At 68.5% G+C, this 24,443-nt stretch carries 16 protein-coding genes; 8 read left to right on the forward strand and 8 right to left on the reverse strand.

Annotated features, from left to right (window positions below; all coding sequences use genetic code 11):
* Nucleotides 1-112 precede the first annotated feature (112 nt).
* Together Q1X76_RS02050 and Q1X76_RS02055 are read right to left on the reverse strand one after the other, a co-directional pair.
* Nucleotides 113-1,252, reverse strand: a complete 1,140-nt coding sequence (locus Q1X76_RS02050; RefSeq protein ID WP_300717737.1) for an aldo/keto reductase — start codon at nt 1,250-1,252, stop codon at nt 113-115.
* A gap of 698 nt (nt 1,253-1,950) precedes the next feature.
* Nucleotides 1,951-3,225, reverse strand: coding sequence for an aminoacetone oxidase family FAD-binding enzyme (locus Q1X76_RS02055; RefSeq protein ID WP_300717739.1), 1,275 nt, complete (start codon nt 3,223-3,225; stop codon nt 1,951-1,953).
* Between the two features lie 29 nt (nt 3,226-3,254).
* On the opposite strand from Q1X76_RS02055, the gene Q1X76_RS02060 reads away from it, so the two are divergent.
* Complete coding sequence (locus tag Q1X76_RS02060) at nt 3,255-4,232, forward strand: alpha/beta fold hydrolase (protein ID WP_300717740.1); 978 nt, start codon at nt 3,255-3,257, stop codon at nt 4,230-4,232.
* Nucleotides 4,233-4,778: 546 nt separating this feature from the next.
* On the opposite strand, the gene hrpB is transcribed toward Q1X76_RS02060, so the two are convergent.
* Entirely contained in the window at nt 4,779-7,376 is a 2,598-nt protein-coding gene (gene hrpB / locus Q1X76_RS02065; protein WP_300717742.1) for an ATP-dependent helicase HrpB, read from the reverse strand.
* A gap of 101 nt (nt 7,377-7,477) precedes the next feature.
* On the opposite strand from hrpB, the gene Q1X76_RS02070 reads away from it, so the two are divergent.
* The 5 genes from Q1X76_RS02070 (at nt 7,478) to bioA (ending at nt 13,213) form a co-directional block, all read left to right on the forward strand.
* Nucleotides 7,478-8,545 (forward strand): sigma 54-interacting transcriptional regulator, encoded by a 1,068-nt coding sequence (locus tag Q1X76_RS02070; RefSeq protein WP_300717744.1) that lies wholly within the window; start codon nt 7,478-7,480, stop codon nt 8,543-8,545.
* Between the two features lie 77 nt (nt 8,546-8,622).
* Entirely contained in the window at nt 8,623-9,384 is a 762-nt protein-coding gene (locus tag Q1X76_RS02075; protein ID WP_300717746.1) for a DUF4851 domain-containing protein, read from the forward strand.
* Nucleotides 9,385-9,532: 148 nt separating this feature from the next.
* Entirely contained in the window at nt 9,533-9,931 is a 399-nt protein-coding gene (locus tag Q1X76_RS02080; protein ID WP_300717749.1) for a MucR family transcriptional regulator, read from the forward strand.
* Between the two features lie 163 nt (nt 9,932-10,094).
* A complete protein-coding gene (bioB, locus tag Q1X76_RS02085; protein WP_300717750.1) occupies nt 10,095-11,042 on the forward strand; it encodes a biotin synthase BioB in 948 nt (315 codons plus the stop codon).
* A complete protein-coding gene (gene bioA, locus Q1X76_RS02090; RefSeq protein ID WP_300717752.1) occupies nt 11,039-13,213 on the forward strand; it encodes an adenosylmethionine--8-amino-7-oxononanoate transaminase in 2,175 nt (724 codons plus the stop codon). Before bioB ends, bioA begins: the two co-directional genes overlap by 4 nt.
* Nucleotides 13,214-13,514: 301 nt before the next feature.
* On the opposite strand, the gene Q1X76_RS02095 is transcribed toward bioA, so the two are convergent.
* Together Q1X76_RS02095 and Q1X76_RS02100 are read right to left on the reverse strand one after the other, a co-directional pair.
* Nucleotides 13,515-13,772: a hypothetical protein gene (locus Q1X76_RS02095; RefSeq protein ID WP_300717753.1), complete on the reverse strand. Its 258-nt coding sequence runs from the start codon at nt 13,770-13,772 to the stop codon at nt 13,515-13,517.
* On the reverse strand, nt 13,750-14,178 hold the full coding sequence (locus Q1X76_RS02100; RefSeq protein WP_300717755.1) for a hypothetical protein: 429 nt from the start codon (nt 14,176-14,178) through the stop codon (nt 13,750-13,752). Before Q1X76_RS02100 ends, Q1X76_RS02095 begins: the two co-directional genes overlap by 23 nt.
* Nucleotides 14,179-14,289: 111 nt before the next feature.
* Between Q1X76_RS02100 and Q1X76_RS02105 the strand changes: the two genes are divergently transcribed.
* On the forward strand, nt 14,290-16,065 hold the full coding sequence (locus Q1X76_RS02105; RefSeq protein ID WP_300717757.1) for a formate--tetrahydrofolate ligase: 1,776 nt from the start codon (nt 14,290-14,292) through the stop codon (nt 16,063-16,065).
* Nucleotides 16,066-16,529: 464 nt separating this feature from the next.
* Here Q1X76_RS02105 and Q1X76_RS02110 read toward each other — a convergent pair whose 3' ends face one another.
* Nucleotides 16,530-17,984 carry a sodium:solute symporter family protein gene (locus Q1X76_RS02110; protein ID WP_300717758.1) on the reverse strand — a complete coding sequence of 485 codons (1,455 nt, stop codon included), beginning with the start codon at nt 17,982-17,984 and terminating at the stop codon, nt 16,530-16,532.
* A gap of 722 nt (nt 17,985-18,706) precedes the next feature.
* Nucleotides 18,707-19,762: an alcohol dehydrogenase gene (locus tag Q1X76_RS02115; RefSeq protein WP_300717759.1), complete on the reverse strand. Its 1,056-nt coding sequence runs from the start codon at nt 19,760-19,762 to the stop codon at nt 18,707-18,709.
* Between the two features lie 446 nt (nt 19,763-20,208).
* Between Q1X76_RS02115 and Q1X76_RS02120 the strand changes: the two genes are divergently transcribed.
* Nucleotides 20,209-21,585 (forward strand): 4Fe-4S dicluster domain-containing protein, encoded by a 1,377-nt coding sequence (locus Q1X76_RS02120; RefSeq protein WP_300717761.1) that lies wholly within the window; start codon nt 20,209-20,211, stop codon nt 21,583-21,585.
* A gap of 672 nt (nt 21,586-22,257) precedes the next feature.
* On the opposite strand, the gene Q1X76_RS02125 is transcribed toward Q1X76_RS02120, so the two are convergent.
* Complete coding sequence (locus Q1X76_RS02125) at nt 22,258-24,279, reverse strand: alkyl sulfatase dimerization domain-containing protein (protein ID WP_300717762.1); 2,022 nt, start codon at nt 24,277-24,279, stop codon at nt 22,258-22,260.
* Nucleotides 24,280-24,443 lie beyond the last annotated feature (164 nt).

Consider the following 24,443-nt stretch of genomic DNA (forward strand, 5'->3'; position numbering starts at 1 on the left):
CTCCTGAACGGCGCCGGGCGTGAGCGGGGCGGACGCCAGCTTACGGGCACAGGCTTGCGGCCGTCTCCGGGCGGTGTCGCTACTGCCGCCCGTGATCCCGGCAGACGGGGACTTATTTGTCGATCTGGCTTTCCGTGAAGGCATCGGCGCGATGCCCCATGAGCTCGATCCGGGCATACTCCCGCTCGAAGGCCTGCAATTCCTCCGCCGTCAGGCTGACGCCGGCGGCGCCGAGGAAGTCGTCGAGATGGGCCGGGTTCGTGGTCCCCGGGATGGGCGCGATCCAGGGCGCCTGGGCCAGGAGCCAGGCGATGGCGAACTGGGACATGGTGCAGTGCTTGCGCTCGGCCCAGGCACGGATCAGGTGCGGCAGGGGCATGTTGTGCTTCAGGGCTTCCGGGGTGAACTGGGGCAGGGTGGCGAGGCGCCCCGTGCTGAAGCGGCTGTGTTCGTCGATGGCGCCGGTCAGGAAGCCACGCCCCAGGGGGCAGTAGGGCACCAGGCCGATGCCCAGTTCCTGCAGGGTGGGGAAAATCTTGGTCTCCGGTTCGCGCCAGAGCAGGGAGTATTCGCTCTGGACGGCGCTGACCGGCTGCACGGCGTGGGCGCGGCGGATGGAACGGGCGCTGGCTTCGGAAAGACCGAAATGCAGGACCTTGCCTTCCCGGATGAGGTCTTGCACCGTACCGGCCACGTCTTCCATGGGGACCTTGGGATCGACACGGTGCTGGTAGAGCAGGTCGATATGATCGGTGCGCAGGCGGCGCAGGGAGCCTTCCACGGCCCGCCGGATATGGTCCGGCCTGCTGTTGAGGGCCGTGGGCTGGCCTTCTTCGACGCCGAAACCGAACTTGGTGGCGATCGTGACCTGATGGCGGACAGGGGCCAGAGCCTCGCCCACCCATTCCTCGCTGGTATAGGGCCCGTAGACCTCGGCGGTATCGAAAAAGGTCACGCCGCTGTCAAATGCCCGGCGGATGAGGGCGATCATGTCTTTTTTGGCATAGCTGCCGCCATAGTAGCCCACCATGGGCAGACAGCCCAGGCCGATGGCGGAAACTTCCAGCGCGCCCAGACGGCGTTGCGGCATGGCATCGGCCCGGCGCTGTCCCTCCCCGGCGAAAGAGGGTCGCGTGGCCGCGGCACAGGCCATGTCGTGCAGGGGAGCGCCCAGCAGGGCGGCCGCGCCGACGGCCAGCCCTCCGGTGAGAAAACGGCGACGTGCAAGCAGGGATCCGTGTGTGCTGTTCATGATGTACCTCCGTCAGCCCTTGGCTGCAGCTCCTGTATAAACATGGAGGACGGAGGCGGAAAGCGACGATCATGGCGATTTCTTGCCTGTTCGTGCCACCCTGTCGTGTGTGTTGCCTGCCCTGCTTCGGCGGGGCTTTTTTGTCGGTCTGCCCCGCGCGGTCGCGGCATATGCCTCGGGCAAGCGGAAAATGGATGTGGACACCGTGCTTGTCCCGCGTGGCCGGCGCCTGTGCCGCACCGGATGTCCGGGGGAAAGGCTGCCGTTCTTTCCCGCGTCACGGAGACCTCCGGCACCGTCATCGTCTGTCCTCCCCACGTTTTTCCCCGTCTCGCGGAGACAGGCCGTCATGCCGAAAAGGCCTGAGCTTCTGGGCGCGTCTTTTTCTGCCTCACGAGACGGCCCCGGCAGGGATCGCGGAGCGTCGGGCCGCCTTGCGGCGGCTTTGGGGCCCGCTCCGCCCCGGCAGGCAGGAGATGGCCTGCCGCGAACCTGCGGCGGGGAACCGCCGGTCCCGGGACGACGCTCCGGGGATGGTCGCGGCGGAGGCCCACTGTCCCGGGAGCGTCCTTCCCTTCACACAAGAGGCAGCTTTCGCCCGCTCCCCGGCGATCACCGAACGGGGACATCCCCGGCACGAGCCTGTCACGGGCCGGCAGCTTGCGTTCCCCGGCAGTCCCTGAGGCCGGGACTGCTCCCTACCGGCCAGCGAACAGGGCCAGGGCCCGGCCGGCGGCCACGCCACTGGCCCAGGCCCAGTGCAGGTTGTAGCCGCCCAGCAGGCCGGTGACATCCAGCAGTTCTCCCACGATCCAGAGCTGTTCCTGCACCGTGCTCTGCAGGCTGTAGGGATCCACCTGCCGGGTGTCCACGCCGCCGCGGCAGGCTTCGGCCTTTTTCAGCCCGGCAAGACCGGCGGGCAGCGCGCGGAAGTCGTGGACGCGGGCGCAGATCCGCTGCCGCGCGGCGCGGGAAAGCTCGGCTATCTTGCGGTTCGCGCTTTCCGGCGGCAGCAGGACGTCCGCCAGGCGCTGGGGCAGCAGGCGGCGCAGCAGGCCGCGTGGGGTCTGCCTGCCCTGGCCGGGGCCGTCCAGCAGGGCGGCCAGATCATGTCCGGGCAGGAAGTCCAGGGCGATCTCCTGCCCCGGCCGCCAGAACAGGGAAGCCTTGAGGGCGGCCGGTCCGCTGATGCCGTCATGGGTGAAGAGCAGGTCATCCTGCCAGACAGCATCCGCGGCCAGCGCGGGGCAAAGCCCGGCCCGCGGCAGGCCGATGCGCACCGGCAGGCTGATGCCCGACAGATCGTCGTCCAGCCAGCCGGGAGCCATGCGCAGGGGCGTCAGGGCGGGGGCGTGCTCCACAAGGCGATGCCCCAGGGCCTGCGCCAGCCGGAAGCCGCTGCCCGTGGCCCCGCACTGCGGCCAGGCCGGGCTGCCCAGGGCCAGTACCAGACGGCGGCAGCGCCAGAGCCCCTGCGAGGTGGCGACACTGAAGCCCGCACCGTGTGGCAGGGGCGTCACCCCTGCCACATCGGTGCGGCAGTGCAGCGCGCAGCCCTGCCGGCGGCAGTCCTGCCACAGGGCGTCCAGCAGGCGCCTGGCCGGGACGGCCAGGAAGAGCTGGCCGTGGGCGCGTTCCTCCACCGGCAGGCCCCAGGCATGGACCAGGGCTTCCATGTCCTGCGGCGTGAAGGCGTCCAGGGCGGGCTCGCAAAAGGCGGGATCGTCCCCGGCGTAGTGGTGGGCCGCCAGACGGCGATTGGTGAAATTGGCCTTGCCGCCGCCGCTGATGCAGAGCTTGCGCCCCGGAGAGGCCGCGCGTTCCAGCAGGGTCACGTCCAGACCGTGGGCCGAGGCTTCGCGGGCGCACATCAGGCCCGCCGCGCCAGCGCCCAGGATGAGGACGTCCGTTTTCCGGGAGCCGATGTTTGACAGGGCCTTTCTGACAGGTCTAGGATGGAAGTTTGCTTGCATCCCACGGTTCTTACACGAGGCCTGCCGTCATGCCAATACTGCCCAGCCGCTACCGCGCGCCGCTCTGGCTGCGCAATGCCCATGTCAACACCATCTGGTCCGCCAAGTTCCGGCATCTGGGTTTTCCCGATGCGGCGCAGGAGGCCCGCTGCCGTCGCGTGCGTCTGGACACGCCTGACGGGGATTTTCTGGACGTGGACGTGCATACGCCTCCGCCGGGCCTGCCGGAGCGCGGGGTCGCCATCCTTTCGCACGGTCTGGAAGGACACAGCCGCCGCAAATACATCCTCGGTCTGGCCCGCGTGCTGCTGGAAGAAGGCTTCCGAGTGCTGGCCTGGAACATGCGCGGCTGCTCCGGCGAGCCCAACCGCACGGACCGCCTGTACCACATGGGCGTGACCGGAGATCTGGCTGTGGTGGTGCGCTACGCGGAACAGTGGGACAGGCCCATCCTGCTGGCCGGTTTCAGCATGGGCGGCAACCAGACGTGCATGTATCTGGCCAGGGAACAGGTCCCGCCGCTGGTGCGCGCGGCCGCCGTGGTCTCCGTGCCCTGCGATCTCGTGGGCGCGGCCCGGGTCATGGACGGGCCCGCCTGCCGCATCTATCTGCGCTATTTCCTGCATACCATGTGCCCCAAGGTGCGCGAGAAGGCGGCCCGATTCCCCAACTACCCCTCGGTGGAAGGCATCGAGAAGTTCCGTACCTTCGCGGAATTCGACGGCCGCTTCACCGCCCCCCTCTACGGCTATGCCAGCGCTCTGGACTACTGGCGCAGCAACAGTTCGCTGCCCTGGTTGTCGTCCGTCCGTCTGCCGCTTTACATGCTGCTGGCCAAGGATGATCCCTTCTGCTCACCTTCCTGCTACCCTGTTGCCATCGCGGAAAAAAGCGCGGTCCTGCGCCTGGAGGTGGCCCCGCACGGCGGGCATGTGGGTTTTGCCCAATCTGGCAGGGACTACTACAGCGAAGTGCGGATACGCGATTTCGTGCGTTCCCTGTGGTGAGTCCGGGGAGAGGCGGGATGGATTTGAGGGGGAAGGTCCTTTTTCTGGCGGGGAAAAGGGCCTTCCCCCAAACTCCCCCATCCTCCCCAAAAACGCTTTTCTGATCGCTGGACAGGGCCTCAGGATGCGTCGGGCAGCCGTCGTTGCCGGTCCCCCCCGGTGGCATGATGGAGGTGGTGCAGGGATGTTTTTGCAGGCCGGTCTCCCCGGAAGCGCTGCGGTCGGAGGAGGCCCCGGCAGGAGACGCTGCTGCGCGCAGGCGGGGTGCGCTCCCGGGGCGACCGGGGGCCTTTTGATGCGGACGCACGGGCGGTCGCGCTTCCTTGACTGTTGAAGCAGACACGTTTTGCAGCGCCGTGGTTTGCGGACGCACGTTTTTTTGCCGTTGTCTTTTGGACGCTGTGTCGGGGGACTGTGGGCGGAGGGATGCCCTTGTCCGTCCGCGGCCTCCATGCTCCCGGATAACGCGCGTTCAGGGAAGGGCTTGGGGAGGTGGGATCCCTTCATGCACTGGTCAAAGAGGTTCCCCCCTCCCCCAAAAACGATTTATTTGCCGCGGGCCAGCTGGCGCTTGGTGCGGGCCGTGGCCTCGGCGGTCAGCGGATCGTCGGGCCAGGGGTGGCGGGGATAGCGGCCGCGCATCTCGGCGCGCACCTGCGGGTAGCCGTTGCGCCAGAAGTGGCCGAGGTCGCGCGTGATCTGCAGCGGACGGCCAGCGGGCGAGAGCAGGTGCAGGGTCAGGGGCACGCGCCCGCCGGCGAGCATGGGCGTATCCTCACAGCCGAAGAATTCCTGCAGCTTGGCGGCCACGAAGGGGCCGCCTTCGCCGTCATAGACGATGGCGTGCAGACGTCCCGAAGGCGCGCGCCAGTGGCTGGGGGCCAGCCGCTCCAGCTGCCGCGGCAGGGGATGGGCCAGCAGGCCGTGCAGGGCGTCGGCCAGCCGGGCAGGGGGCCACTGGCGCAGGTCGGTGCAGTCGCCGAGGTGGGGAGCCAGCCAGTTTTCCAGCTCCTCCAGCAGCCGGTCTTCGGACAGGTCGGGCCAGGGCTCGCCCCATGTCCGGCGCAGCAGGCGGACGCGGGCCAGCCACTGGTGCAGATCTTCCGTCCAGGGCAGGAGGCGCAGGCCCTGACGGCGGATGCAGGCGCACAGGGCCAGGGCGCACTGGTCGGCATCGGGACGGGGCAGGGGGGTCTCGTCCAGCAGCAGGGCGTCCAGACGGCGCTGGCGGCGGGCGCAGATCTGGCCCTCCGGGCTGACGTTCATGGTTTCCGTGGTCGTGATCTGCGACCGGAAAAGCTCTTCCAGCGCGTCCCGCTCCAGGGGCGCGGCCAGGCGGATGCGTCCGCGTGTACCGGCATCCACGGCCGCCACGGCCAGCAGTTCATGCCGGGCCAGGCCGTCCGTCAGAGGCAGGATGGCGGCCTTGCCGTTGCGCAGGAGATACTGGGCCATGCCGTTGTTCTCGCCGTTGCGCAGGGCCAGGCGTTCGGGAAAGGCCAGGGCCACGGCTTCACCCAGATGCGGCAGCTGCTGCCGGGCCGCGCGCAGCAGGCTGTCCTGCTCCAGCGCGCTGCCGGGGCGGTCTTCGTCTGCTTTCAGGCCCGCCAGCCGCGCCATGCGTTCCGCCCATTGGCGCAGGCGGGGGAACACGCCGCCGCTGCCGCCGGGAGCGCAGAGGCGCTCCATGCGTGCCGTCAGTGAGGCGTCGGCCAGAGGCAGGGGATCGCGATCGTCCAGCAGGGCGGCCAGACAGGCGGCCAGCGGGCCGTAGCCCCGTTCGCCAGCGCGCAGCAGCAGGCAGGCCAGGCGCGGGGCCAGGGGCAGCGCCGCCAGCCGTCGCCCCAGCGCCGTGGGGCGCAGTTCGTCCGTTCCCGCCTCGATGGCTCCCAGTCCGGCCAGCTGTTCCCGGGCCACGGCCAGATGGGCCTGGGGCGGCAGGTCCAGCCAGGACAGCTCCCCGGGCCTGCGTGCGCCCCAGACGGCCAGCTGCAGACAGAAGGACGCCAGATCGGCGTCCAGGATCTCCGGCCGCTGCCGGGGCCGGAAACCGTGTTCTTCGGCCTGCTGCCACAGGCGGCAGCAGATGCCCGGCTCCAGTCGTCCGGCGCGCCCGGCCCTCTGCCGGGCACCGGCCAGCGAGACGCGCACGGTCTCCAGACGGGACAGGCCGCTGGCCGGGTCGAAACGGCTCTCGCGGGACAGGCCGGCATCCACCACCAGACGGATGCCTTCGATGGTCAGGGATGTCTCGGCGATGGCCGTGGCCAGCACCACCTTGCGCCTGCCCGGTGCCGCCGGCGCGATGGCCGCGTCCTGTTCCTGCGGGGAGAGCATGCCGTACAGGGAGTGCAGGCTGGTGTCCGCGGGCAGACGGCCCTCCAGCAGCCCGGCCACACGGCGGATCTCGCCCGCGCCGGGCAGGAAGGCCAGCAGACTGCCGGATTCCTGACGCATGAGGGCGGCGATGACGTCGGCCATATGCGGCCACAGGGCCTGGGGACCGCTGTGCGCGGCGGCGGCAGGCAGGGGCAGGTAGCATTCCTCCACGGGGAACTGCCGTCCCTCGCAGGCGATGACGGGTGCGTCTCCCAAAAGTCCGGCCACCTGCCGGCCGTCCAGGGTGGCGGACATGACCAGCAGGCGCAGGTCGGGCCGCAGCACGGCCCGGCTCTCCAGACACAGGGCCAGTCCCATGTCGGCCTGCAGGGAACGCTCGTGGAATTCGTCGAAGATGACGCAGCCCACGTCCGGCAGCTCGGGATCGGCCAGCAGTCGGCGGGTCAGGACGCCTTCGGTGATGATCTCCAGCCGGGTCCGGGCCGAGATCGCGCTTTCCTGCCGCATGCGGTAGCCCACGGTCTGTCCCACATCCTCGCCCAGCAGGCGGGCGGCATAGCGGGCCAGGGCACGGGCGGCCACGCGGCGCGGCTCCAGCAGCAGGATCTTTTTGCCCGCCAGCCACGGCGCTGCCAGCAGCCACAGGGGCACGCGGCTGCTCTTGCCGGCCCCGGGAGGGGCGCTCAGGACGGCGCTGCCCTTTATTTCCAGGGCCTTGTCCAGCGCGATGCGCACGGCATCCACCGGCACGGGGGGGAGATCGGGACAGGGACGGGGCAGGGCGGCGGCAGGGGACGTTTTCATGGGGCGTACTGGGGGAGGCGGTTGCATCCCTGTTTTTTTGCTGGAAATTGGTGACGTGTCAGTGTATTGACAGTCTAAAGGCCTGAACGTGGAGAGTGTCCATGGAGCTCAATAGCAACGGAATCATCGGGCAAAGCGCCAGCCTTGCCGGTGTGTTCAAGATCCTGGGCAAGGTCGCGCCCACGGACAGCACCGTGCTTGTAACCGGGGAATCGGGAACAGGCAAGGAGCTGCTGGTGCGCGCCCTGCACGCCGCCAGCCCCAGGGCCGACAAGCCCTTCGTGCCCGTCAACTGCGGCGCCATCCCGCACGACCTGCTGGAAAGCGAGCTCTTCGGCCACGAGAAGGGGGCCTTCACGCATGCCCTGCGTTCGCGTCCCGGCCGTTTCGAACTGGCCGACGGCGGTACCATCTTCCTGGACGAGATCGGCGAGATGGAGCCCGGCCTGCAGGTCAAGATCCTGCGCGTGCTGCAGGAAAAGGAGATAGAGCGCGTGGGCGGCACGGGCTGCCGCAAGGTGGACGTGCGCATCGTGGCCGCCACCAACCGTGATCTGGAAGCGGCCGTGGCCGCCGGGACCTTCCGCGAGGATCTGTTCTACCGTCTCAACGTCATCCCCATCCATCTGCCGCCCCTGCGCGAGCGGGGGCAGGACGTGCTCCTGCTGGCCCGGCATTTTCTGGACCGCTTCTGCCGCAAGAAGGAACGCCCGCCGCTGGAGCTCGCTCCCGCCGTGCAGCGGGTGCTGCTGGCCTATGCCTGGCCGGGCAACGTGCGCGAACTGGAAAACATCATGGAGCGCCTGAGCGTGCTCGTGGACGGGCATCTGGTCGCACTGGACGATCTGCCCGCGCGCCTGCTCCAGAGTGTGGGGGATATTGCTTCTTTGCCGGAAGTGGAAGACTATGCCCCCATGTCGCAGGCCGCTCCGGCCGGCGGAGCCCAGGCCGGGACAGGTGCTGCCGCCATGCCCGCCGCCTTCGCCTGGCCCGATCTCCAGACCCTGGAGGCGCAGCGCATGGGCCTGAAAGAATTTCTGGATGCCGTGGAGATGCGCCTCATCGGGGAGGCCCTGCGACGGACGGACGGCGTCAAGAACCAGGCGGCCGAGCTGCTGGGCATCAAGCGTACGACCCTTATCGAAAAACTGAAGAAAAAAGGCCTGTAGCCGGCACGGCCGGCGGCTTTTCGGACTGCGGGGCACCCGCAGGTTTGCCTGTCCTCGCGGACAGGAGGAGGTCCTTTATGAACATGCGTATGGCAAGTATCCTTTGTCTGCTCGTCATGCTGGCCGCGTGCACGGCCGGACAGCAGCGCGGTCTGGTGGGCGATACCTATGTCTCGTCCTCCCAGCCCGCCGTGGCCCTCAAGGCCCGCGACCTGCCCCTGATGGGCAGTGTGGCCGGCACGTCGCGCCTGACCAGTTCCGGTGCCCTGGGCGGGCTGCCCATCGACAGCTGGATCACTGTTTACGGCAAGGGCGACGGCGCATCGCCGCTGGCCATCGTGGCCCATGGCGAAGTGCCCAACGGCTGGTACTGGGACGGCATCATGCGCCAGCCCTTCAGCATCGACGAAGGCGTGGAGACCATCGGCGATCTTGGTTTCCAGGCCTGCACCTATGTGGTCAGTGCCAAGCGTGACGCCTTCCTGCCCCTGGAAGACCCCGAAGGCGCGCGCATCCTCGCCCAGGACGGGACCCCGCCCCGCCGCTGGCTGGCGCGCATGTTCGCCAACCGCTTCAATTTCGACAATGACAAGATCGTGCTGGAATACCGCGAACCCCTGCCGGATGATATTACGTCCATAACGGCACTGCCTCTAGGCCGTGCGGATTATATTGCCGCTTTTGAGCAGCGGGCGCGGGAAGCGTTTGCTGCGGGACCCGTCAGCATACCGGCTTCCGGCATGACGCGGGCGAACAGTCTCGGCGCGTTGCAGTGGCGTTATCTGGACGAGATCTTCTGGGGAACGGTCTCTCCCTATGACCGTATGGACTGGCGTTGATCCATCCTTGCGAAAAATATGCGGTTTCACGTTCCTTCATTATTGACGAAGCCTGTTGACTATTGTACCCAGTAAAAAAGTTCTTGAAAAGAGTGCAGCACAGAGCGATGGAATATCGCTGCTGCAAGAATCACGCATGAGGTACACTATGGATGATTATCTGAAGGAAGCACTGGAGATCGCCAGGGCGCAGGCCAGCGTGCGCGTCATGTCGGAAGAAGAGATCACGTCGTTTATCCAGAAAGTGGCTGCCGGTATCCGTACCGTCGCCGAGGGCGAACTGCCTGTGGAACTGGATTCCGCCGACATGCAGCAGGATGCGCGCAAGTCCATCAAGGAAAAGTCCGTCACGTGTCTTGAATGCGGCAAGACCTTCAAGATCCTGACCAAGCGCCACCTGGCCATGCATGGTATGGATGCCGCTGCCTACCGCGAAAAGTGGGGCTTCAAGAAGGACACGCCCCTGGTGTGCAAGGCACTGCAGCGCGAACGCCGTCGCAAGATGAAAGACATGAAGCTGTGGGAAAAGCGTCGCAAGGCCCAATAGCACAAACACCCGCCGCCCGGCGGGTTTTTCTTTTCCGCCGTGCGCCGGACGCCTGCTGCGGGAAAAAATGCCGTCAGACAGGCGCCGGGCGTCCCCGGCCACGGGGCGGAGCAGGCTCCCGGCCCGCTCGCGCCGCCAACCATCCCACAAGGACCGAATCCCTATGAGCCATCCTCTTTGTCCCGTACCTGCCACGCCTGCCGGGGCGGCCCCGCTGCTGGACGCGCCGCTGGAAAGGCTGCTGGACAGCGCCGATGCCCTGCGCGAGCGCCGTCATGGCCGCAGCGTCAGCCTGTGCGCCATCATCAATGCCCGCAGCGGCAACTGCGGCATGGACTGCCGTTTCTGTTCCCAGAGCCGGCACAACCGGACGCCCATCGCCCACTTCCCTTTTCTGGAGGCCGGGGCCCTGCGGGAGCGCATCCTGCGTCTGGCGGCCTGGCCCGTACGCCGTATCGGTATCGTGACCAGCGGCGGCGCCCTTGAAGAGCATGAGCTGCACTGCCTGCTGCAGGTGGTGCGCGATCTGCCGGAGGACGTGCGCCGCCGGGTCTGTACTTCGCTGGGGCGGCTGCCGGAGGCCCATCTGCGCGAGCTGGCCGCGGCCGGTGTCCGCCGCTATCACCATAATCTGGAGACATCGCGCGACTTTTATCCCCGCATCTGCACCACCCAGCTCTGGGACCAGCGGCGGGATACCGTCATCCGGGCGCAGGGGGCGGGCCTTTCGCTCTGCGCCGGGGGGCTCTTTGGCCTGGGCGAGAGCTGGGAGGACCGGATAGCCTTCGCCTTCAGCCTGCGCGACCTGGGCGTGCGCCATGTGCCCCTGAATTTCCTGCACCCGCATCCGCAGACGCCGCTGGCCGGCCAGCCCCTGCTGGAGCCGGAGGCGGCCCTGCGCATCATCGCCCTGTTCCGTCACATCCTGCCCGACGCCAGCCTGCGCATCTGCGGTGGCCGGCCCGAGACCCTGCGCGAGCGTCAGGGCGACATCTTCCGGGCCGGGGCCGATGCCCTGATGACGGGCGATTACCTGACCACGCAGGGCATGGGCGTGGAAGACGATATCCGCATGATCGAAGCCGCGGGACTGGAGGTGGCACGGCCATGAGCGCACAGGTGATGCATGGCACGGAAAGGGAAGGGCGGGGGGCCCTGCAGGGCTTTTTTGTGACCGGTACCGGCACGGATGTGGGCAAGACCGTCTTCACGGCGGCCCTGCTGCGCGCCCTGCGCGGCAGCGGAGTGGCGACCCAGGCCGTCAAGCCCGTACAGACCGGCGTGCGGCCGGAGCTGCTGGCGACCTCGGCCCTGGCCGACGGCGTGATCTATGGCCGTGCCGTGGCCGGCCTGCCCGCCTCGCCGCTGGAGGCGGCGGCCACCCTGCACTGTTTCTGCCTGCCCGCCTCGCCGCTGGAGGCGGCGGCCACCCTGCACTGTTTCTGCCTGCCCGCCTCGCCGCATCTGGCGGCCGGGGAGGAAGGGCGGCGGCTGACGGCCGACGGGCTGGCGGCCGATGTGCGGGCCCACTGGCAGCGTACGGCGGCCTCCCTGCTGCTGGTGGAAGGCGCTGGCGGCATGGCGGTGCCCGTCAACGAGGAGGAAGACACGCTGGACTTCATGGCTGCCCTGGACCTGCCGGTGCTGCTGGTGGGCAGCAACTGTCTGGGCGCGCTCAACCATGTGCTGCTCTCCCTGCAGGCCCTGCGCCAGAAAGGCCTGCGTCCGGCGGCGGTGGTCCTGATGTCGCCGGAAGAGCCTGAAGGTCTGGATGGGGAAGCCCGGCGTGAACGGGAGCGCGTGCTGGAGGACAATCCCCAATTTTTGCGCCGTCGTCTGGCCGCCTGGGGCGAGGATGCCCCGGTGTTGGTGCTGCCGCGCGTGCCCCGTCTGGATGCGGCGGGCTGGCAGGAACTGGCCGACGCCTGTGCCGGGCTGCTGCCCGCGCTGGCCCGGCATGTTCCGGCCGTCGGGGGCGAAGCGCCGCAGGCGCGAACGCGGGAGCCCCTGCCCGAACGCGACAGGCGCATCCTCTGGCATCCCTACACCTCGGCCGTGGATCCCCTGCCGGTCTTCGCGGCGGCGCGCAGCCACCACAATCGCATCGTCCTGGCCGACGGCCGGGAACTGGTGGACGGCATGTCCTCGTGGTGGACGGCCGTCCACGGCTACAACCATCCGCGCCTGGTGGCGGCGGCCCAGCGGCAGGCCGGGCGGATGCCGCATGTGATGTTCGGCGGTCTGACCCACGCCCCGGCCGTGGAGCTGGGCGAGCGCCTGCTGGCCATGCTGCCCCGGGGGCTCGCGCGCGTCTTTCTGGCGGATTCCGGTTCCGTCTCGGTGGAAGTGGCCCTCAAGATGGCCCTGCAATACCAGCAGGGCGTGGGGCAGAAGCAGCGCACCTGCTTCCTGACGCCCCGGGGCGGCTATCACGGGGACACCACCGGCGCCATGTCGGTCTGCGATCCCGTGACCGGCATGCACTGCCTGTTCACGGACATGCTGCCGCGCCAGATCTTCATGGAGCGGCCCTCCTGCCGTTTCGACCGCCCCTTCGATCCGGCCAGTCTGGACGATGCCCGGCGCATCTTCGCGGAGCAGGGCGAGCGCATCGCCGCCGTCATCCTCGAACCGCTGGTGCAGGGCGCGGGCGGCATGTGGTTCTACCACCCCGACTATCTGCGCGGCATGGCGCGCCTGTGCCGGGAACACGGGGCCCTGCTGGTCTTCGACGAGATCGCCACGGGCTTCGGCCGCACCGGGACCCTGTTCGCCGCGGAACGGGCCGGCCTCTGCCCGGACATCCTCTGCTGCGGCAAGGCCCTGACCGGCGGCGTCATGACGCTGGCCGCCACGGCCTGCACCGAGGAGGTGGCGCAGGGCATTTGCCGTGATGGCATGGTCTTCATGCACGGGCCCACCTTCATGGGCAATGCCCTGGCCTGTGCCGTGGCCTGCGCCAGTCTGGACATCCTGTCGGAAGGCCATTGGCAGGGACAGGTGGCCATGCTGGAAGCAAGCCTGGCAGCGGGCCTTGCCCCCTGCCGGGAACTGCCGCAGGTGGCCGACGTGCGCGTGCTGGGCGGTATCGGCGTGGTGGAGACCACCCGGCCGGTGGTCATGGCCGCCATGCAGGACTTCTTCGTGGAGCGGGGCGTGTGGATACGCCCCTTCAACCGCCTCGTCTATGTCATGCCGCCCTATGTCAGCCCGCGCGAGGACGTGGAGCGCCTGTGCGCGGCCATGCGCGACGTCCTGACCCTGCCCGGCATGCTGGCGTAAAAAGAGACGGGAACAGGTGGTGGGGCAAGGCTCTCCTGGGCGTTGTTCCTGCCCGCGACGTCCCCGTGCGGACAGGCAGGCCCGCGGCCATGCCCGAAAAGCCTGTCGCCTTCCGCGCCGGAGCGGCTGGGCTCCCTCCGTCCTTTGCCCTTCCTCCCTCCCGGTGCGCTTTGATACGCAACGGTGCAGCGCGGGCCCTGCTTGCGGGGAGGGCAGTTGCAGGAGGGGCAGGAGGGCCCGGGAGGAAAACCGTGAGGCACTGGCCAAAGGGCGGGTTTTCCGGGGAGATGCGACGGGGATGTTACCTCTCCAGCTTCCCTCCGTGCCCCTCCGGCTCCTTCCCGTCCTGCTGCGGCTTCGCGCCCGCCAGCAGGCCGATCTGGCCCCGGAAGATGACCTTGGTGGCCGTCGCATCGGCCAGTTCCGCCACGTCCATGAATTTTTCCAGCAGTTCCAGCAGATAGTAGCGATCGTGTTCGCAACCGTCCCTGAAATCGGCCTCCAGTTCGCCGGAGCGCATATAGGTTTCGAATTCCTCAAGATCCTTCACTGTCAGCATGCATGCTCTCCTCTTGCCGCCGAAGGCGGCGCAGACCGCGGGCCCCCAGCGTGCGGGCCATGTCCAGGATCGTGTCGATCTCCTCACGGCTGATATCGTCAAAATGGATGCCCGCGCTGACGCAGACCGTCGCCCCCAGGGCCCGGCAGTAGTCCCGGGCCAGCGGCAGCGCGGCCTCGTCGTCGCGATGGCCCGTGCGGCGCAGCACATGCAGGCGCACTCCGGCCGGAGGGCGGGGGGCTGTCCCGCTTCCTTCCCGGGCGGGCTCGGCCAGGACCACGGCGCCGATATGGGCAGCGCCGCCGGTCAGCAGCAGCTGCCAGTCATCCCCGGCCGGCAGCAGACGCAGCTCCAGGAACAGCCTGCCGCGTACGCAGCGCAGACGAAAGCTCGGATTCTTGTCCATCTCCGAAGCATGCGGCAGATGGCGCGCAAAGGCAAGCCGCGGGCCGCCGTACGCTTGACCCACTGCCCCGGAGCAAGTAAGTAACAGGCAAACAAAATCCAAGGAGAAGACATGGCTCTTGATCCTACCCGGCATCCTGACTGGCAGATTGCCCAGGATGCTGAAAAATCTATGAAAACTGTGGAAACCCTGGCTGCGGAGCTGGGGCTCGAGAAAGATGAGCTGTCCCCCTACGGACACTATATGGGCAAGATCGAGCAGCAGGCCGTGCTGCGTCGTCTGGCTGACCGGCCTGACGGCAAGTATGTGGACGTGACCGCCATAACGCCGACCCCCCTGGGCGAAGGCAAGTCCACCACCACCATCGGTCTGGTGCAGGGCCTCTCCAAGCGCGGCGTGAAGACCACCGCCGCCATCCGCCAGCCTTCCGGCGGTCCCACCATGGGCATGAAGGGCTCCGCCGCGGGCGGCGGTCTGGCCCAGTGCATCCCGCTGACCCCGTATTCCCTGAATTTCACTGGCGATATCCACGCCATCACCTCGGCCCACAACCTGGCTATGGTGGCCCTGACCTCGCGCATGCAGCACGAACGCAACTACGATGACGAAAAGCTGGAACGCCTGTCCGGCATGCGCCGCCTCAACATCGACCCCACCCGCGTAGGCATGGGCTGGGCCATGGACTTCTGCTGCCAGGCCCTGCGCAACGTCATCATCGGCATCGAAGGCGACGGCCGCCGCAACGACGGCTTCATGATGCGTTCGCGTTTCGACATCACGGCCGCTTCGGAGATCATGTCCATCATCTCCCTGGCCCGCGACCTGCCCGATCTGCGCAAGCGCCTGTCGCGCGTGGTGCTGGCCTTTGACCGTGCCGGCAATCCCGTGACCACCGCCGATCTGGAAGTGGACGGCGCCATGATGGCCTGGCTGCTGGAAGCCAGCAAACCCAACCTGATCCAGACCATCGAAGGCCAGCCCGTGCTGGTGCACGCCGGCCCCTTCGGCAACATCGCCCTGGGACAGAGCTCCATCATCGCCGACCGCGTGGCTCTCAAGCTGAGCGACATCCATGTGACGGAATCCGGCTTCGGTTCCGAGATCGGCTACGAAAAGTTCTGGAACGTCAAGTGCCACATGAGCGGCCTCAAGCCTGACGCCGCCGTCATCGTGGCCACGGTGCGCGCCCTCAAGAACCACGGCGGCGCGCAGCCGCCCATGCCCGGTCGTCCGCTGCCCGAACCCTACACCCGCGAAGACGTGGGCCTGGTGGAAGCCGGTTGCGTCAACCTGCTGCGCCATATCGGCATCGTGCGCCGTTCCGGCGTGGCCCCGGTGGTCTGCATCAATGCCTTCGCCACGGACAGCAAGAACGAGATCGCCGCCATCCGCCGCATCTGCGAGGATGCCGGCGCGCGCGTGGCCCTGTCCGAACACTGGCTCAAGGGCGGCGACGGCGCGCTGGAACTGGCCGATGCCGTCATGGATGCCTGCAACGAGACCAACAAGTTCGCGCCGCTCTACGACTGGTCCATGCCCTTCGAGCAGCGTATCGAGACCATCGCCAGGGAAGTCTACGGCGCCGACGGCGTGGATTTCGCCCCGCTGGCCAAACAGCGCATCAAGGAACTGCAGGCCCGTCCCGACGCCGGGGAACTGGGCATCTGCATGGTCAAGACCCAGTACTCCCTGTCCGACGATCCGGCCCTCAAGGGCGCGCCCACGGGCTGGCGCCTGCATGTGCGCGACTGCCTATTCTACGGCGGCGCGGGCCTGGTGGTGCCGGTGGCCGGGGACATCAGCCTCATGCCCGGCACCGGTTCCCGTCCGGCCTTCCGCAACGTGGACGTGGATCTGGAAGCCGGTCAGGTGACCGGCCTGTTCTAGACCGGGAAGGCCGCTGCCCCGGGGGCTGTCCCGCTCCTGCCCTGGGCGCTTTCCCGCGCGGCAGGGCGGCAGGAGAGCCGGGGCACGGCCATCGGCCTCACGCCGTCTGTTCCGTGCGGCGCGACGAAAAACGCATCACCTGGCCTGCGCCTGCCCCGGGCGCGGTGCCGGATCACACAAAACAGAAGCCCTCCCGGCAGAAAGCACACTCCTGCCGGGAGGTCTCTTTTGTGGTATGAGGCCAGCTCCGGCACAGGAGCAGGCAGCCGGAAGCTGTTTCCGGCAGGGGCTGACGCGGCCGGGAGCGGGACGGTCCTTCGCGGATCGTGGATACCGGGGCCCGCTGCGGCGGCGGGAATTGCGGGCCCCGACGGGATGGAGCGTGACGCGTTCCCGACCGGGCGGACGGACAAAAAACGGCGGCCTTGCGCGATGCAGGGCCGCCGGTCCGCGTTCGGTATTCGTTACATGCCGGGCTTCATGCCCGCAGGCCAGAAGGAGGAATTCTTGCGGCCTTCACTGTCCAGGCTCCAGCCCGCCAGCCAGCCGGCCAGAGAAAAGCCGAAGCCCACGAAGAAGGGCGGCACCGCGGCCAGTTCGGGCCACGGCATGGGCAGGATGGCGAACTGCGGGTGGGTCATGAGATACCAGAGCATACAGCTGACAAAGCCCGCGCCGCAGCTGCACCAGGCGGCCAGGCTGCTGCGCTTGCCGAAGCGCACCAGGGCCACATAGGCCACCAGCACCGTGGAGCCCACGATGCTCCAGCTGGTGGTGCAGAGCATGGCGATGATCTGGCCCTTGATCTGGGCGCAGCCGCCGCTGAGCAGCACGCAGAAGGCGATGCCCGCGATCCACATGCCGCGTGATGTCTTGCGGCCGGGCAGGTCCTCGGCGATGGCCGCCACGGCGATATGGAAGATGGCCGTGGCCGTGGACAGCGAGGCGGAGACGATGGCCAGCACGAAGAGCTGCAGGCCGATGTCGGGCAGCAGCATTTTGACCAGAGCGGGCATGACGTCGTCGGGCGAGGCCACTTCGGGCATGAACAGGCGGGCCAGACAGGCCACATAGTAAGCGCCGCCCACCAGCACGGTCAGCACCAGCATGGCCAGGGGCGTGATGCGGTTGACCTGCCGGGCGGAATTGAGGGCGAAGTGGCGCTGGATCATCTGGGGCTGGGCCCAGACCGCCACGGAGGTCACGATGACCAGCGAGATGATGAACCAGCCCTGCCCGCCGTCGGCCAGCGAGACGAAGCCGGTATTGGCGGCTGCGGTGGGGGCCAGCTCCGCCAGCCGGGCCATGCCCTGCACCGGGCCGCCCACCTTGTCGAACACGGCCACGGTCAGCATGCAGATGCCCATCAGCATCACGAAACCCTGCATGGCTTCGGTATAGAGCACGCCGCGCAGGCCGCCCATATAGATGGCCGCCGCCACCAGCAGGGCCACGATCCAGACCAGCAGCCAGACGGGCACGGGCATGATCTGGGCCAGCAGCAGGGCCGCCCCCTTGATGACGGCCGAGGCATAGACGCCCAGGAACACGGCGAAGATCAGGGCCAGGCAGCGCCCCAGCAGGGGGCTGCGGTGCCCGTTGGACAGCAGCTGCACCGGGGTGCGGGCCTGCAGGTTGCGCTGGCAGAGGCGGGTGGGCCAGGCCAGATAACGGTAAACGATCCAGGTCCCCAGCCAGACGTTGCCAGCGGCCACCAGCAGCATCTGCATGCCGTAGGTGTAGGCCAGCCCGCCAAAGCCCACCAGGGCCACGGCGGAGATATAGGTGGCCACATAGGCAAAGGCCTGGATGCCGAAGCCCACGCGCCCGGAAACCATGACGTCGTGTCCGCTGCCCTTGCGGGACAGCCAGATGAACAGGGCGATGTAGCCGCCCCAGATGAGGATGTCGACCAGCATCTAATGCCCCCTCCCCTGACGGATCAGGTTGAACAGGGAAAGCACCAGCGCGCCCAGCAGGGAAAGCACGGCCAGCAGTACCGCGGCGTCCGCCAGTCCCAGAACGGAAAACAGCTCCATAGAACAACTCCGATTACAGTCTGTGAGGGCGCATGCAGGCGCGTCCTCCTGTCTGGCGGCAGACTAGACAGAATTGCCGTCCCTAGGCAAGCGCTTTTCGCAGGCTTTCTGGCTTGGAAGTTCGTGGCGGCCGCCACGGTACGGGGCACAGGCCCGGCGGGCCGTATGGACTGTGCGGACAGGCAGGCCCACAGGGGGCAGCCGCCCGCCAGTGCCACACAGTCCGCGCCGGGCAGTGCAGGCCGGTGGTCAGGGATCACAGGAGGCGAGCGGAGCGCGTGTCGCTTCCCCGTAGGCAGGGCCGTTACGCGCGCCGCAGCCGCCCGCGCCAACGGGCGCAGGAGCCGGGCGAACAGATGCCCGTGCCCGCGAAGACGGGGACAGGCCGCAGGGCAGGGGCTGGTGCCCCGGCACGTTCGGGAAGGCGCGCCGGGCCCGGGGCGTGCCTTCCCGGGGAGGCAGGACGGACGCATGCCGGCGGCGCGGGGCCGGAGAGGGCCGTTGCCGCCGTATGATGTCGGGCATCGGTCATCGCCGGCCGGCAAAAGGTCCCGCATCCTCCGCCTCGTGTCCCGGCCGTGCGCCGGGGCGTCACCGTGCGTTCAGCGCTTCCAGGGCGTGATGGCGCACTTGATGCAATCGTCCTGGCGCTGCTCGAAGATGCGGTAGCCTTCCATGATCTTGTTCAGGGGCAGGCTGTGCGTGATGAGCGGATTGGTGTCGATGCGGCCGTTCTCGATGAGGCGGATCAGCTCCGCGCTGTGCACGGCGTCCACGCCGCCGGTGCGGAAGGTCAGGTTCTTGCCGTACATCAGATGCAGGGGCAGGCTCTGGGCCTCCTCGTACATGGCCACCAGGGCCACGCTGGCATTGGGCCGGGCGATCTTCCAGGCCGTCTGGAAGGTATCGCGGCCGCCCGCGCACTCGATGACGGCATCGGCCCCCAGACCGCCGGTGAGCTCCGCGACGCGCCCCACCGTGTCCTCCCGGGCGGCATCGATAGCCAGATCGGCATAGCCGCGTTCCCGCGCCAGACGCAGGCGACTTTCCAGGATGTCCACGGCGATGATGCGCGCCGGACCGAACAGGCGCGCGCACTGCATGGCGCACAGGCCCACGGGCCCGGCCCCCAGCACGGCCACGGTATCGCCGGGCCGGATGGCGGCCAGCTCCGCACCGAAATAGCCGCTGGCCAGCACGTCGCCCACCAGCAAAACATCCTGATAGGACAGACTGTCGGGGATGGGGTCGAGGCCGTTGTCCGCAAAGGGCACGCGCACATATTCCGTCTGGCAGCCGTCGATGCGGCAGCCCAGCTCCCAGCCGCCGTGGCGGCAGTTGTTGACATGGCCCTGACGGCAGAACCAGCAGCTGCCGCAGAAGGTCTCCACATTGGCGGCCACGCGCTGGCCCGGGCGCACCTTGCGCACCTCGCTGCCGGTCTCCACCACTTCGCCCACGAACTCATGGCCCAGTACCGTACCGGGCAGGGCGCGCGGCACCGCACCGTTGCGGATGTGCAGGTCGCTGGCGCAGATGCTGGAAAGCTCCACTTTGACGATGGCGTCGCGCGGGTCCCGCAGTTGCGGCAGGGGACGTTCCTCCAGGCGCAGATCGTTGGTACCGTGATAGACCAGGGCATGCATGGTTCCAGCCATAAGTCCTCCTTGTGCGATATCGGCCGCCACATCCGCCCACTATGGCGGGCTTTGCGGGACGTGTAAAGCCGTACCGGCATACGGGCCGGGCAGCATCGCTGCGGATGGCCGCTGACGGCCCGTCCCGAACAGGTCGGTCCCGGCCGGCGCTGCCCGGCGGTGGCGGACAGGCAACTGTCCGGCTATCCTCCCCGGCCGGACAGGCAGTTTTGCCGTCAGGCTGGGGCAGGCAGATCCGTACGTCCCGGCCACGGTCTGCTCCCAGGGGGCGCCCTTGCCGCAGTCGTACGATGTTTTATGGTCCGGCGGTGCGAAAGCGGGACATCGTTCCCGCCGTGCCATATCGTGCCATATTTTGTGGCGGCGGACACAGCCCTGCGAGGCGGATCGTGACAGCATGGGGCAGCCGTCCCTGCCGGACGGCAACAAGCGCACAGGAGGATGCTATGGATCAGCTCACGCGGGAGGCACCGCTCTCCCCCCCGGTCTCCCGGCCCGAAAGCCGCTCCGGGTGCTGGTGCGGACGTATGGCGCCGGTGGGGGCCTCGCTGGCCTTCCTGTTGGGAGCGGCCCATTTCTTCCGCAGCGGGCAGCAGGCGCTTTCCCTGTGCTGTCTGGTCTGGGCGGGCCTGCTCTGGCGTCCTGCGGCCTGGCTGCGGCGCAGTGCGGCCTGCCTGCTGCTGGCCCTGGCCGTGGAATGGGGCGGCGTGACGCTGTTCCTCATCCGTCTGCGCCGGCATCTGGGGCAGGACTGGCTGCGTCTGGCCTGCATCCTGGGCGCTGTGCTCCTGCTGACCGTGCTGGCGGCCCTGGCCCTGCGCTGCCGGGCCTGCCGCGGTCGCGAACAGGAGGGGCCTCGGGCCCAGGCCGCGGCCTGTGTGCTGGTCACGGTGCTGCTCCTGCTGCTGGACGGGCGGCAGCCCGACCTTCTGCTGCTGCATCGCCTGTGGCCGGGCTGGGGAGCGCTGGAGGCCCTGCTGGCCGGTCTTTGGGCCGGGCTCGTCTATGGCTGGCTGGCGGACAGGAAGCGGGCCCCTGTGTGGCGGCGGCGCATCTGGCTGCTGTTTTCCTGCGTCTTTTTTGCCCAGCTGCTGGCGGGTCTTTTCCTGCACAGCCTTTTCCTCCTGCAGGGAGTGCCGCATCTGCCCGTTCCCGGGCTGGTCCTGTCCGGGCCGCTGTACAGGGGGGAAGGCCCGTTCTTCATGCCGCTGCTGTTCGCCGTCTCGCTGGTGCTGGCAGGCAGCGCCTGGTGCAGCCATCTTTGCTATCTGGGTGTCTGGGATGCCCTGGCGGCGGATGCCGGGCCGCGTACGGGCAGGGGGCTGCCCCGCGTCTGGCGCACGACGCGCCTGATCCTGCTGATCCTGAGCCTGCTGCTGCCCCTGGGCCTGCGCCTTGCCGGGCTGCCCTGGCCCTGGGCGCTGGTCCTGGCCCTGGCTCTGGGACTGGCTGTGCTGCCCTGCGCCCTCTGGCTGAGCCGGCGCCTGGGGCTGCCGGTCTACTGCTGCGCTATCTGCCCGCTGGGGATGGCCGGGAATGTGTTGGCGCGCCTTTCACCCTGGCGGCTGCGGCGTAACCGGCACTGCCGCCAGTGCGGGGCCTGCGCGCGGATCTGCCGCTACGGTGCGCTGCGTCTGGAGGACGGGACGGGCGTCACGGGACCGGACTGGCGCTGCGTGCTCTGCCGGGACTGTCTTCCCGTCTGCCGCCACGGGGCGCTGGAGGTGAGCTGCTGCGGGTGGACGGGGCCCTGGGCGGAACAGGGGCTGATCCTGTCCCTGAGCGTCCTGCATACGCTTTTTCTCTTTCTGGGACGGGTCTGAAGCAGGGCGCCTTGCGGGGCCTGAGCGGTACTGCCGTTGCTGCTGGCTTGCTTGCGCAGGATGCTGTCCTGTGCGGGGCCCGCCCGCGGGGCTGCGGCCACGGCCCGCCTTTCGCCCTGGCGGCTGCAGCGCAACCGGCACTGCCGCCAGGGCGGGACCTGTGCGCGGACCTGACGCTGCCCGGCCATGTGGCGCGGCGGGAAACCCGTAACGCTGCCGCGCGCCTTCCTCCCGTAACTCCTGGAATGGGCTGGGGCAGGAGACGGGCACGACAACACCTTGCCGTGCAACGCCTAGCCATATAAGGGGTCTGGGGCAGGAGACAGGGACAGCGCGTGTCCGGGCCGCCATCAGGCCCGGTCCGGCCGGTCAGGGCGGAATCCGGGACCGGCTGCCCGGCAGCAGGCATATGCCGGCAAGCGTATGGACGCAGGTACATGCAGCGCCTTCTCCTGTGTATCAGCCGCGCCCTCAACCACATCTTTCCGCCTGGGAACTGTCCCTCATGGCAGCGGGCGCGCGGCAGTGCCCATCGCGCAGCGGCAGCCTTCTTTGGTGGATGCTGATGCTGTCAGCGCAACAAGGGACGCCGCAAAAAAAGGACGCCCCTCGCGGGGCGTCCCGAATGTCTCGTATCCTGTGCGCGGGCCCGGGGCAGGCACACGGGCGGGATCAGGGCAGCACCAGCGGGAAGTCCGGCCTGAAGCTGTCCAGCAGGGGCAGGAGTTCCCTGAAAGGCGCGGCATCCTTGAGCAGGCCCTGCTGCACGGCCTGTTCCGGCGTCATGCGGCCCTCGAACAGGGCCATCATCTGCAGGCGGGTGCAGGTCAGCAGGGGGGCGCGGCGGTCCCGGTCGGCCCTGTGGGCCGTGAGCACGCTGTTGCCCAGCTGCAAATGCCAGACTTCCTGCGTGTCCGTCAGGCTGATGCGCAGGTCCAGCTCCTTGCCCTGTGCCCGCATGCCGTCCAGGCGCACGCCCAGATAATCGAAATACAGGGCCGCCGGCATGGACAGGGCCTGCGTGCTGCTGTGCGTGGCGGCCCGGGCGGATACGGCGGGCGGCAGGCCGCGCAGGTCGCGGGCCCCGCTCAGGTAGAAATTGCGCCAGGGGCCGCTCTCGGCCTGATAGCCCAGCTGTTCCAGCGCATCGGCGGCCAGCTCGCGGGCGGCCGTATTGCCCGGATCGGCGAAGATCACATGGTCCAGCACCTGGGCCACCCAGCGGTACTGGCCCGCCGCGTAGTCCTTGCGCGCGCGTTGCAGCACGGCCTCGGCGCCGCCCATGTATTCCACATATTTCCTGGCCGATTCCACCGGCGTCAGCATGTGCAGATGGGCCGGATTGCCGTCGAACCAGCCCAGGTAATAATTGTACACGGCCTTGGCATTGTGGTTGAGGCTGCCGTAATAGCCGCGCAGACTGAAGGCCCGCCGCAGCCCGGGAGGCAGGCGCAGGTTCTCGGCGATCTCCAGCATGGTCTGGCCCTTGTTGGCCAGGTGCAGGGTCTGGTCGTTGAGGTAGCGGTACAGGTCGCGCATCAGGCCCAGCTCGGCACGCACGCGCTCCACGCCCCAGACCGGCCAGTGGTGCATGCTGTACAGGACTTCCGCCTCGCCGCCCCAGCGTTGCAGGCTCTCGTCCAGGGCCCGGCTCCAGCACAGGGGGTCGCGGGCCTTGGCGCCGCGCAGGGTGTAGAGGTTGTGCATGGTGTGGGTGCAGTTCTCGGCGGCGGTCAGGGCCTTGAGCTCGGGGATGTACCAGTGCATCTCCGCCGGAGCTTCCGTATTGGGCGCCAGCTGGAAGATGAAGGTCAGGCCGTCCAGCCACAGCTGCTCGCCGTCCTTGCGGATCAGGCGGGTGGGCTCCAGCAGGCCCGAGGTACCACAGGAGGTGGTCAGACCCAGACCGGCCCCCACATGGCCGCGCGGCGAGGGCGGCAGCAGGGAACCGTACATGTACTGGGCGCGGCGGCCCATGGCATTGCCGGCCAGCACGTTCTCGGCCACGGCCGCTTCCATGAAGCCTTCGGGCGCGATGATTTGCACCGTGCCGGCGGCCACGTCCTTTTCGTCCACCACGCCGCGCACGCCGCCGTAATGGTCCACATGGCTGTGCGAATAGATGACGGCCACCACCGGCTTGTGCGGCCGGTGGGCGTAGTAGAGGCGGAGGGCGGCGGCCGCGTTCTCCTCGGAGACGAGCGGATCGACCACGATGATGCCGCTATCGCCCTCGATGATAGTCATATTGGAAATGTCGGCATTGCGCACCTGATAGATGCGCTCAACGACCTTGTAGAGGCCGTCGCGCAGCACCAGCTGGCTCTGCCGCCACAGGGAGGGGTTGACCGTATCCGGCGCGGGCGTGGGCATGATGACCGAGGGCGGGAAGTCCCGGCTCATGGCCGGGGCCAGGAAATCGTAGGGGGCCAGGTTCCAGGTCTCGCGTCCCCGGGCATCCAGGATACGGCCCCGGTCCGGCAGGGGGGCCAGGAAGCCGCGCTGGGCGTCCTGGAAATCCTGCAGGTCGGCGAAATCGAGTTCTTTGCTCATGGCCGCGTTGGCGGCGCGGGTATGCTCCGTGGCGGGCCGGCTCCTGTCGGCAGGAGCGCCGGCGGCCTGAGCCGCGAAAGCGGCCTGTCCGCCGCAGGTGAGCAGGGCGGCGCACAGGGTCGCAGTCAGCAGGTCGTGCATGGATTCCTCCAGAAAAGATGGCGGTGGGGCGATGCTCCCCCGCAGGACGGCGGGACGTGCCGTGAGGCGGGGCGACAATACGCGGGCGTCGGGCAGACGGCAGTATGGCGCCCGCGCCGCGCGGATGCAAGGGGATTTCGGGCTTGCCGCCATGCTGCGGTGTA

This window comes from uncultured Desulfovibrio sp. (genome assembly GCF_949282365.1).
GTDB lineage: Bacteria > Desulfobacterota > Desulfovibrionia > Desulfovibrionales > Desulfovibrionaceae > Desulfovibrio.